At 71.9% G+C, this 10,307-nt stretch carries 10 protein-coding genes; 3 read left to right on the top strand and 7 right to left on the bottom strand.

The genetic code is table 11. From position 1 onward, the window contains the following. A partial coding sequence (locus tag ABTY40_RS19835) for an acyl-CoA dehydrogenase family protein (RefSeq protein WP_352060707.1) occupies nt 1–128 on the bottom strand: 128 nt, incomplete at its 3' end. Between the two features lie 124 nt (nt 129–252). On the opposite strand from ABTY40_RS19835, the gene ABTY40_RS19830 reads away from it, so the two are divergent. Next, nucleotides 253–1,578, top strand: coding sequence for a UDP-glucose dehydrogenase family protein (locus ABTY40_RS19830; RefSeq protein WP_352060696.1), 1,326 nt, complete (start codon nt 253–255; stop codon nt 1,576–1,578). Between the two features lie 45 nt (nt 1,579–1,623). Here ABTY40_RS19830 and ABTY40_RS19825 read toward each other — a convergent pair whose 3' ends face one another. The 4 genes from ABTY40_RS19825 to ABTY40_RS19810 all read right to left on the bottom strand — a co-directional run bounded on the left by ABTY40_RS19825 (nt 1,624) and on the right by ABTY40_RS19810 (nt 5,556). Further along, nucleotides 1,624–2,532 carry a membrane dipeptidase gene (locus ABTY40_RS19825; RefSeq protein ID WP_352060695.1) on the bottom strand — a complete coding sequence of 303 codons (909 nt, stop codon included), beginning with the start codon at nt 2,530–2,532 and terminating at the stop codon, nt 1,624–1,626. Between the two features lie 147 nt (nt 2,533–2,679). After that, nucleotides 2,680–3,903, bottom strand: coding sequence for a dipeptidase (locus tag ABTY40_RS19820; protein WP_352060694.1), 1,224 nt, complete (start codon nt 3,901–3,903; stop codon nt 2,680–2,682). Continuing rightward, nucleotides 3,900–4,397, bottom strand: coding sequence for a 5-(carboxyamino)imidazole ribonucleotide mutase (gene purE, locus ABTY40_RS19815; protein WP_345285396.1), 498 nt, complete (start codon nt 4,395–4,397; stop codon nt 3,900–3,902). Before purE ends, ABTY40_RS19820 begins: the two co-directional genes overlap by 4 nt. Nucleotides 4,398–4,416: 19 nt before the next feature. Beyond that, nucleotides 4,417–5,556, bottom strand: coding sequence for a 5-(carboxyamino)imidazole ribonucleotide synthase (locus ABTY40_RS19810; protein ID WP_352060693.1), 1,140 nt, complete (start codon nt 5,554–5,556; stop codon nt 4,417–4,419). Between the two features lie 174 nt (nt 5,557–5,730). Here ABTY40_RS19810 and ABTY40_RS19805 point away from each other — a divergent pair, with 174 nt between their 5' ends. Beyond that, complete coding sequence (locus ABTY40_RS19805) at nt 5,731–6,255, top strand: GtrA family protein (RefSeq protein WP_345285140.1); 525 nt, start codon at nt 5,731–5,733, stop codon at nt 6,253–6,255. A 121-nt stretch (nt 6,256–6,376) separates the two neighbouring features. Here the strand turns inward: ABTY40_RS19805 and ABTY40_RS19800 are convergent, their stop codons facing one another. Further along, a complete protein-coding gene (locus tag ABTY40_RS19800) occupies nt 6,377–7,651 on the bottom strand; it encodes a sensor histidine kinase (RefSeq protein ID WP_345285142.1) in 1,275 nt (424 codons plus the stop codon). A 9-nt stretch (nt 7,652–7,660) separates the two neighbouring features. Beyond that, complete coding sequence (locus tag ABTY40_RS19795) at nt 7,661–8,338, bottom strand: response regulator transcription factor (RefSeq protein ID WP_352060692.1); 678 nt, start codon at nt 8,336–8,338, stop codon at nt 7,661–7,663. Nucleotides 8,339–8,798: 460 nt separating this feature from the next. Between ABTY40_RS19795 and ABTY40_RS19790 the strand changes: the two genes are divergently transcribed. Beyond that, on the top strand, nt 8,799–10,304 hold the full coding sequence (locus ABTY40_RS19790; protein WP_352060691.1) for a peptide MFS transporter: 1,506 nt from the start codon (nt 8,799–8,801) through the stop codon (nt 10,302–10,304). The last annotated feature ends 3 nt before the right edge of the window (nt 10,305–10,307 follow it).

The following is a 10,307-nucleotide window of genomic DNA, read 5'->3' as shown; positions in this document are numbered from 1 at the left end:
CGCCCCTCCTCGTCCACCGCAGCGGCGAACGGCGCGATCTTCGCCTCCGCCAGCGCACGCACCGACTCCCGGAGCATGTCGTGCTCCTCCGAAGGCCGATACAGGTCGAAATCAGCAGAACCCGCCACTGTGTCTCACTCCCGCGTTGCTAACTACCGTTAAGTAACCCAAAGGGTAGGGCGTTGCGGGGCACCGGGCCAGAGCCCGACTATGCTCGGGCAGGCATTCCGCCCGACGTCTCTGGAGTCCCGCATGGCCCTGAAGATCACCGTCATCGGAACCGGCTACCTGGGCGCCACCCACGCCGCGGCCATGGCGGAGCTCGGCTTCGAGGTGCTCGGACTGGACGTCGTCCCGGAGAAGGTCGAGATGCTGGCCGCGGGCCGTGTCCCCATGTACGAGCCCGGCCTGGAGGACCTCCTCGCCCGGCACGTCGCCGGGATCGAGGGCTCCAGCGGGCGGCTGCGCTTCACCTCCTCCTGGGAGGAGGTCGGCGCCTTCGGCGACGTGCACTTCGTCTGCGTGAACACCCCGCAGAAGCACGGCGAGTACGCCTGCGACATGAGTCATGTCGACGCCGCCTTCGCCTCGCTCGCCGCCGTCGTCCGCGACGGCGCGCTCGTCGTCGGCAAGTCGACCGTGCCGGTCGGCTCGGCCGACCGGCTCGCCGAGCTGCTCCCCGAAGGGGTGGAGCTGGCCTGGAACCCCGAGTTCCTGCGGGAGGGCTTCGCCGTCCAGGACACCCTGCGTCCGGACCGGATCGTGGTCGGCGTGCGGAGCGAGCGGGCCGAGAAGACGCTGCGTGAGGTGTACGCGGTCCCCGTCGGCGAGGGCTCGCCGTTCGTGGTGACCGACTTCCCGACCGCCGAGCTGGTCAAGACGGCCGCCAACTCCTTCCTCGCCACCAAGATCTCCTTCATCAACGCGATGGCGGAGGTCTGCGAGGCGGCCGGCGGCGACGTCGCCAAGCTCGCCGAGGCCATCGGCCATGACGACCGGATCGGCGCCAAGTTCCTGCGCGCGGGCATCGGCTTCGGCGGCGGCTGTCTGCCGAAGGACATCCGGGCGTTCATGGCCCGCGCGGGCGAGCTGGGCGCCGACCAGGCCCTGACCTTCCTGCGCGAGATCGACTCGATCAACATGCGGCGGCGCGGCCAGATGGTCGAGATGGCCCGCGAGGCCCTGGGCGGCTCCTCCTTCCTGGGCCGCCGGGTGGCCGTGCTCGGCGCGACCTTCAAGCCGGACTCGGACGACGTCCGCGACTCCCCCGCCCTCAACGTGGCCGGCCAGATACACCTCCAGGGCGGCCAGGTGACCGTGTACGACCCCAAGGGCATGGACAACGCCCGCAAGGTCTTCCCGACGCTCGGGTACGCGGACTCGGCCGTCGACGCGGTGCGTGGCGCGGACGTGGTGCTCCACCTGACGGAGTGGCGCGAGTTCCGCGAGCTGGACCCGGCGGAGCTGGCCTCCGTGGCCTCCTCGCGCGTGATCCTCGACGGGCGCAACGCCCTGGACGGCGAGCTGTGGCGGGCCGCCGGCTGGACCTACCGCGCGATGGGCCGCCCCCGGTCCTGACCGCCTGTCCGTCGCCCGTACGTCTCCCGCGGTGTCCCGTGCGGTTCAGGCCGCCGCCGGCCGGGCACGGCGGCCTCGGGCGAGGTACTCCGTCTCGCGCAGCGCCCGGGTGACGTTGGCGTGGGCGAGGCCCACCAGTTCGGGGGCCGACCAGCCCCTGCGGAGCAGCTCGGCGAGGAGCGGTACGTAGCCGAGGCCCGGGGACAGCGCGCGGGAGAGGCCCACGCCGTGCGGGCCCGCGTGCGCCCGGACCCGGTCGAGGACGTCGGCGGTGGCGTGGGGCTCGGCGGCCACCGGGACCATGCAGACGGCGCCGTTGCCGCCGAGGAGGCGCAGGACGTCGTCCGGGAGGTCCTCGGGGGCGGCGCGGGTCAGCAGGGCGGGGGCCCGGGTGGCGGCGAGGGCGCGGCGGACGGTGTCGGGGTCCGCGCCGGAGAGGTCCACGGCCAGGCCGACGCGGTTCATCTCCCGTACCGCCTCGCGGGCGAAGCGGTCGAAGCGGGTGAGGTTCACGGCCCGCACGCCGAGCGCGCGGTAGGCGCGGAGAGTGGCGCCGGAGCCGCCGAGGGCGGTCCAGCCGACCGGGCCGAGGACGGCGGCGACCCGGCCGCTCCGCCGGGCTCGCGCGATCTCGGCGGTGGTGCGGGCCAGGCAGAGGCTCTCGGGGCGGGCGGCCACGAGGGACCGGGCGGCGTCGATCCGGCGGAGGGTGCCGATGACGCCCTCCTCGGGGTCGACGAGCAGCGACCAGAACCGGGCGCCCACCTCCGCCGTGCCGGCGGCCGGGAGCTCCTCCGGGCCGGCGGACGGGGGCAGCTCGGCGTGGCCTTCGAGCACCGGGTGTGCGGCGAGGAGCGCGCGGGCCCATGCCGTCCGGCCCTTCTCCGCGGCCGTCGGCGGGTCCGCCGCGGCGACGGAGGCGGACAGCGGGGAACGGTCGTCCAGATCGGCCATGGCGCAACTCCGGGCTCGGTGACGCAGTACCGCCCCGCCGAAAGGGCGGGGCGGTACCGTCCAGCGTGCCACCGTCCCCGGCGCGGGGCCCGGCGGGAGGGCCGTACGGGTGAGGCGGCGGGCGGGGTACGGCTCCGCCGCCCGCGCTCAGGCGCCGGGCGCCGCCGGGCCGTCCAGAGCGTCGATGGTCGCGTTCGACGGGGCCGTACGGCTGCTGAGGTCGCGGGCGACGTCCTCGGCGTCGCGCAGGACGCGGACCGCGTTGGACCAGGTCAGCTTGGTCAGGTCCGCCCGGGACCAGCCGCGGTGCAGGAGCTCCGCGATCAGGTTGGGGTAGCCGGCGACGTCGTCGAGGCCGGCCGGGGTGAACGCGGTGCCGTCGTAGTCGCCGCCGATGCCGATGTGGTCGATGCCGGCGGCCTCGCGCATGTGGTCGAGGTGGTCGGCGACCGTGGCGACGGTGGCGAAGGGGCGCGGGTCCACCGCCTCGAAGGCCCGGTGGATCTCCATGGCCCGCGGAGTGGTGTCCAGGTGGTGCAGGCCGTGGGCCCGCAGGTTCGCGTCGGCGCGCTCGGTCCAGGCGACGGCGGCGGGCAGGATGAACTTCGGCACGAAGGTGGCCATCGCGACCCCGCCGTTGGCCGGCAGCCGCTCCAGGACGTCGTCCGGGACGTTGCGCGGATGGTCGCAGACCGCCCGGGCCGAGGAGTGCGAGAAGATCACCGGCGCCGCCGTGGTGTCCAGCGCGTCCCGCATGGTGGTGGCGGCGACGTGCGAGAGGTCCACGAGCACACCGGAGCGGTTCATCTCGCGGACGACCTCGCGGCCGAAGGCGGAGAGCCCGCCGACGCGCGGCTCGTCGGTCGCCGAGTCCGCCCAGTCGTTGTTGTCGTTGTGCGTGAGCGTCATGTAGCGGACGCCGAGGGCGTGCAGCGCGCGCAGGGTGGCGAGGGAGTTGTTGATCGAGTGGCCGCCCTCGGCACCCTTGAGGGAGGCGATACGGCCTCGCGCGCGGGCCGCCTCCATGTCGTCCGCCGTCAGGGCGGGGGCCAGCTCCGTGCCGTACCGGGCGAGGAGCTGGTCGACGAGGTCGATCTGCTCCAGGGTGGCGCTGACCGCGTGGTCGCCGGTGAGCCGGGCCGGCACGTACACGGACCAGAACTGGGCGCCGACGCCGCCGGCCCGGAGGCGGGCCAGGTCGGTGTGGAGCGTGCCGGTCTGGTCGGCGCCGATGTCCAGCTTGTCGAGGTCGTAGCGCACGTGCTCGCGCAGCGCCCACGGCAGGTCGTTGTGGCCGTCGACGACGGGGGCGGAGGCCAGGAGCTCCCTGGCCTCCGCGAGGCGGTCGGCGGCGGTGGGCACCGCGCTCACTTGGCGAAGCCGAAGGAGGAGGAACCCTCGACCTTGGCGCGCAGGCGCTTGCCCTTCTCGGTGGCCTGGTCGTTGAGCTCCTGCAGGAAGTCCGTCATCCGCCCCAGCAGCTCGGGGTCGTGCGCGGCGAGCATCCGGGCGGCCAGCAGGCCCGCGTTGCGGGCGCCGGCGACGGAGACCGTGGCGACGGGCACCCCCGCCGGCATCTGCACGATGGAGAGGAGCGAGTCCATGCCGTCGAGGTACTTCAGCGGCACGGGGACGCCGATGACCGGGAGTGGGGTGACCGAGGCGAGCATGCCGGGGAGGTGGGCGGCGCCGCCCGCGCCTGCGATGAGCGCCTTGAGCCCGCGGCCCGCGGCCTGCTCACCGTAAGCGATCATCTCGCGCGGCATCCGGTGCGCGGAGAGGACGTTCACCTCGTAGGGGATCTCGAACTCGTCGAGGGCCTGGGCGGCGGCCTCCATGACGGACCAGTCGGAGTCGGACCCCATGGCGATGCCAATGAGCGGATTACTCAACGATCGTTCCTCGCAGGTAGTCGGCGGCGTGGCGCGCGCGCTCCAGCACGTCGTCCAGGTCGTCGCCGTAGGTGTTGACGTGTCCGACCTTGCGGCCGGGCTTCACGTCCTTGCCGTACATGTGGATCTTGAGCTGCGGGTCCCTGGCCATGCAGTGCAGGTACGCGCCGTACATGTCCGGGTAGTCGCCGCCGAGGACATTGCACATCACGGTCCAGGGGGCACGCGGGCGCGGATCGCCGAGGGGGAGGTCGAGGACCGCCCGGACGTGGTTGGCGAACTGCGAGGTGACCGCTCCGTCCTGCGTCCAGTGGCCGGAGTTGTGGGGGCGCATCGCGAGTTCGTTGACGAGGATGCGGCCGTCCGCGGTCTGGAAGAGCTCGACGGCGAGGTGACCGACGACACCGAGCTCCTGGGCGATCCGCAGGGCCAGCTGCTGGGCCTGCCCGGCCAGCTCGTCGTCCAGGTCAGGGGCGGGCGCGATCACGGTGTCGCAGACGCCGTCGACCTGGCGGGACTCCACGACCGGGTAGGCGACGGCCTGGCCGTGCGGGGAGCGGACGATGTTCGCGGCGAGCTCGCGCGTGAAGTCGACCTTCTCCTCGGCGAGGACGGGGACGCCGGCCCGGAAGGGGTCGTGGGCGTCGTCCTCGGAGCGGACGAACCAGACGCCCTTGCCGTCGTACCCGCCGCGCACCGTCTTGAGGATGATCGGGAAGCCGCCGACCTCGGCCGCGAAGGCCGCCGCGTCGGCCGGGTCCGCCACGATCCGGTGCCGGGGGCTCGGCGCCCCGATCGCGTCGAGCCGGGCGCGCATCACCCCCTTGTCCTGGGCGTGCACCAGCGCGTCCGGGCCGGGCCGGACGGGGATGCCGTCGGCCTCCAGGGCGCGGAGGTGCTCGGTGGGCACGTGCTCGTGATCGAAGGTGATCACGTCACAGCCGCGTGCGAAGTCGCGCAAGGTGTCGAGGTCGCGGTAGTCACCGACGACCACGTCGCCGACCACCTGCGCCGCCGAGTCCTGCGGGGTGTCACTGAGGAGCTTGAACCTGATACCGAGGGGGATACCCGCCTCGTGGGTCATACGGGCGAGCTGCCCGCCTCCGACCATGCCTACTACGGGGAACGTCACCCTCTTAGGGTATCCGCACAACCAGGATGACCCGTTCGGCTGTGTGTTGCCACAGGTGGGGCGGGGAAGGATCAGAGTTTCGACGGCGGGCAGACGTTCACCGGACGGGCTGGTTAGCATGGATTGGTTGACGTCATCCGGACGTCATATGAACGGATGGAACGAGCGACCACCATGAGTGACCGAAGCGCACTGCGGGTGCGGCTCGACCGGCTGTCCCGCGAGTTCGCGAAGTTCGGCGCGGTGGGTGGGCTCGGGGTCCTGGTCGACCTCGGCGTCTTCAACCTCGTCCGGCACTTCACGGACCTCCAGGTCGTCCGGGCGAGCGTCATCGCCACGGTCGTCGCCATCGGCTTCAACTACCTGGGCTTCCGGTACTTCACGTACCGCGACCGGGACAAGAGCCGCCGGACCCGCGAGGTGACGCTGTTCTTCGTGTTCAGCGCGATCGGTCTGGTGATCCAGAACGGCGTGCTCTTCGCGGCGACGTACGGCTTCGGCTGGGACAGTCCGCTGCAGAGCAACATCTTCAAGTTCCTGGGCATCGGTCTGGGCACCGTCTTCCGCTTCTGGTCCTACCGCACGTGGGTCTTCCGCGCGCTGCCGGACCCGGAGGAGAAGGAGGCGGTGCAGGCGGCCGAGGCCCTGCTGGAGCGCGCCCCGCGCCAGGCCACCCGCCGTCAGCCCGACCGGGTCTGACCCTCTCCGTCGCTCGGAAGGGCCGGTCCGCGGAAGCGGACCGGCCCTTTCGCGTACCGGCCGGGGGCCGCTTTCCCGTACGGCGCGACCACCCGTGTCCCGTACGGGGCGGCTCCGCGCGTCAGCGGACCGGGCGCTCGCCCGGGCCCGTTCCCGAGCCGCTGCGGACCTCGCGGCTCAGGAACAGGGCGAAGACCGGCGGCTGCTGCTGGAGCAGTTCCAGGCGCCCGCCGTCCGCCTCCGCGAGGTCACGGGCCACGGCCAGGCCGATGCCGGTCGAGCTGCGCCCGCTGACCGCCCGCTCGAAGATCCGCGCGCCGAGGTCGGCCGGGACGCCGGGGCCCTCGTCGGTGACCTCGATCACCGACTGGTTGCCGGTGACCCGGGTGCGCAGGGCCACCGTGCCGCCGCCGTGCATGAGCGAGTTCTCGATGAGCGCCGCGAGTACCTGGGCGACCGCGCCGGGGGTGCCGACGGCCCGCATGCCCTGCTTGCCGGAGTGGACGATGGCCCGGCCCGCGCTGCGGTAGGCCGGCCGCCACTCCTCGATCTGCTGCTTGATCACCTCGTCCAGGTCGAAGGCGACGGCGGAGCCGGTACGCGGGTCCCGCGCGTTGGTGAGCAGCCGCTGCACCACGTCGGTGAGCCGCTCGACCTGGGTGAGCGCGATGTGCGCCTCTTCCTTGACCGTCTCCAGGTCGTCGGCGAGCGCGACCTCCTCCAGGCGCATGGAGAGCGCGGTCAGGGGCGTACGGAGCTGATGGGAGGCGTCGGCGGCGAGCCGGCGCTCGGCGGTCAGCATCCGGGCGATCCGCTCGGCGGAGGCGTCCAGGACGTCCGCGACCCGGTCCAGCTCGGGCACCCCGTACCGCCGGTGCCGGGGCCGGGGATCGCCCGAGCCGAGGCGCTCGGCGGTCTCGGCGAGGTCGGTGAGCGGCGAGGCCAGCTTGTTCGCCTGGCGTACGGCGAGGAGGACGGCGGCGACGACGGCGAGCAGGGCCACCGCGCCGATGATGAGCAGGGTGCGGCCGACCTCGGCGGTGACGGTGGACCGGGACTCCTCTACGATCACGGTCTCGCCGCGCTCGCCCTCGGCGAGACCCCGGATGACGTCCCCGGAAGGGGCTTCGCCGATCTCGATCGGGGAGCGGCCGGGGATGAGGATCCGCGCGTACCGCTTGGCGCCGCTCTGTTCGGCGAGGATGTCCGGGTTGACCGGTTCGCCGCCGATCAGCCGGCTGTCGACGATGGAGACGATCCGCAGGGCCTCGGAGTCGACGCTCTCCTGGGCGCTGCTGGTGATGGTGCGGGTCTCCACGATGACCAGGGAGACCCCGAAGACGGAGATGACGACGAGCACCACGGCGAGCGTGGAGTTGATGAGGCGGCGGCGCACGGAGGTGGCTCAGCTCTTTTCGAAGCGGAAGCCGACGCCGCGCACGGTGGCGATGTAGCGCGGGTTGGCCGCGTCGTCACCGAGCTTCTTGCGCAGCCAGGAGATGTGCATGTCGAGGGTCTTGGTGGAGGACCACCAGGTGGTGTCCCAGACCTCGCGCATCAGCTGGTCGCGGGTGACGACCCGGCCCGCGTCCCGGACGAGGACCCGCAGCAGGTCGAACTCCTTGGCGGTGAGCTGCAGCTCCTCGTCGCCCATCCAGGCCCGGTGGGACTCGACGTCGATCCGGACGCCGTGGGTGGAGGGGGCGGCGGCGGGCTCGGTGGAACCGCGCCGCAGCAGGGCCCGGACGCGGGCGAGGAGTTCGGCCAGCCGGAAGGGCTTGGTGACGTAGTCGTCGGCGCCGGCGTCCAGGCCGACCACGGTGTCGACCTCGTCGGCGCGGGCGGTCAGGACCAGGATGGGGACGGTGTGCCCCTCGGCGCGCAGCCGCCGGGCGACCTCCAGACCGTCCATGCCGGGCAGCCCCAGGTCGAGCACGACCAGGTCCACTCCGCCCTGGAGTCCCGTGTCGAGGGCGGTGGGTCCGTCCTCGCGGACCTCGACCTCGTACCCCTCTCTCCGCAGGGCGCGGGCCAGCGGTTCCGAGATGGATGCGTCGTCCTCGGCGAGCAGTACACGGGTCATGGGGTGATGGTAGTCCGCGAGGGTCCCCGGCCGGGGCGGGATGCGGAGGCCGCCCGTGGGCGACGGTGCCGGGATGCGGGGCCCGCCCATGGGTCCTCCGGATCATGGCGCGTAACCTACTCATGACCTTCGAATGAAGGTGGGCGGTTCCTTTGTCACCTGTGATCCATCTCTCAAGTCCTTCCATATCCGGCACTGTCGTGTCGTATGGTGTCGAGTAGTTCTGTTGCGGTAATCGGGGACCTTTGGCCGTGTTCGACACGCCAAGGGTCTCTTTTCTGCACAGGGCCGCCCCGGCGACCCTGAGGACAGCGAATGACCTGTGGGCCGGGTCCGAGGCGCGACATCGCGCCAGGGCGTGGATCCCGGAGGGGCGCGACCGCACCCCGCCGGTGCCGGCCTCCCCCACCGGGCGCACCCGCTCACGAAGCGAACGCGTCCCGACAGAGCAAGGATCGACATGGCGTCCAGCCTGACGAAGGATTCCGCCGGGGCCCCCGGTCCCGAGAAGACCTTCTTCGGCCACCCCCGCGGCCTGGCCACTCTCTTCATGACCGAGATGTGGGAGCGCTTCTCCTGGTACGGAATGCGCGGCATTCTCGTTCTCTACCTGGTCGCGGGCGTTCTCGACGGCCCCCTGGAGGGCCGGGAGGCACTGGCCGCCTCCATCTACGGCGTCTACAACGCGGTCGTCTACATGGCAGCCATGCCCGGCGGCTGGGTCGCCGACCGGCTGTGGGGCGCGCGCAAGGCCGTCCTCGTCGGCGGCATCGTCATCGCTCTGGGCCACTACACCCTCGCGATTCCCTCGGACACGGCGTTCTTCGTGGGCCTCGCGCTCATCGCGGCCGGTACGGGTCTCCTCAAGCCGAACATCTCGGCCATGGTCGGCGGCCTGTACGAGGGCCAGGAGAGCGCGCGCCGTGACGCCGGCTTCACGCTCTTCTACATGTCGATCAACATCGGTGGCATGGCCGCGCCGCTGGTCGTCGGCTACCTCGGCGAGAACGTCAACTGGCACCTCGGCTTCGCCGTCGCCGGCATCGGCATGACGCTCGCCGTCGTCCAGTACGTCCTCGGTTCCCGTCACCTCGGCGAGGTGGGCAAGCACCCGGGCACCCCGGCCTCCCCCGAGGAGAAGCGCAGCGCGCTGCGCAAGGTCCTGCTGTGGGGCGGCGTGGCCGTGGCCGCGCTCGTCGCGGACATCGTGCTCGGCACCTACGACATCGAGCACATCGTGAACGTGCTCGCCATCCTGGGCATCGTCGTGCCGGTGGTCTACTTCATCGCCATGTACCGCAACCCGGCGCTCACCGCCGAGGACCGGCCGAAGATCAAGGCGTTCGTCTGGTTCTTCGCCACGGCCGTCCTCTTCTGGATGATCTACGACCAGTCGGGCTCGCTGCTGACGCTGTTCGCGGACAACAAGACGGACCGCATGATCGGCGGCTGGGAGTTCCCCGCCTCCTGGTACCAGTCGGTGAACCCGGCGATGGTCATCGTCCTGGCCCCGCTCTTCGCGGCGCTGTGGGTGAAGCTCGCCACGCGCAACCGTGAGCCGAGCGCCCCGATGAAGTTCGCCCTGGCGATGCTCCTCATCGGCGGATCGTTCGCCATCATGGGTCTCGCGGGTGCCGCCGCGGCCAACAGCGAGACCGGCAAGGTCACCGTGTTCTGGCTGCTGAGCGTCTACCTCGTCCAGACGATGGGTGAGATGTGCCTCTCGCCGGTGGGTCTGTCGCTGTCGACGAAGCTGGCGCCGAAGCAGTTCGTGGGCCAGATCATGGGTCTCTGGTTCCTCGCCACCGCGACCGGCAACGCCCTCAACGGCTGGACCACCAAGCTGAACAAGCCGCTCGGTGACGCGCTGTACTACTCGCTGTGGGCGGTCGTGGCGGTCGCCGCGGGCCTGGCCTTCATGACGGCGGGCAAGAAGATCCGTGCGCTCATGGGTGACGTGCGCTGACGC

This window comes from Streptomyces sp. NPDC126503 (assembly GCF_040302405.1).
In the GTDB taxonomy this organism is placed as follows: domain Bacteria; phylum Actinomycetota; class Actinomycetes; order Streptomycetales; family Streptomycetaceae; genus Streptomyces; species Streptomyces gulbargensis.
Note: the sequence above shows the minus strand (reverse complement) of the source record. Positions and strands in the feature narration are given on the sequence as shown.

Excerpts from the sequence above, each read along its gene's own strand:
- purE (WP_345285396.1), bottom strand. The coding sequence starts at position 4,397 with ATGGGGTCCGACTCCGACTGGTCCGTCATGGAGGCCGCCGCCCAGGCC.
- ABTY40_RS19825 (WP_352060695.1), bottom strand. The coding sequence starts at position 2,532 with ATGGCCGATCTGGACGACCGTTCCCCGCTGTCCGCCTCCGTCGCCGCG.
- ABTY40_RS19795 (WP_352060692.1), bottom strand. The coding sequence starts at position 8,338 with ATGACCCGTGTACTGCTCGCCGAGGACGACGCATCCATCTCGGAACCG.
- ABTY40_RS19830 (WP_352060696.1), top strand. The coding sequence starts at position 253 with ATGGCCCTGAAGATCACCGTCATCGGAACCGGCTACCTGGGCGCCACC.
- ABTY40_RS19805 (WP_345285140.1), top strand. The coding sequence starts at position 5,731 with ATGAGTGACCGAAGCGCACTGCGGGTGCGGCTCGACCGGCTGTCCCGC.
- ABTY40_RS19790 (WP_352060691.1), top strand. The coding sequence starts at position 8,799 with ATGGCGTCCAGCCTGACGAAGGATTCCGCCGGGGCCCCCGGTCCCGAG.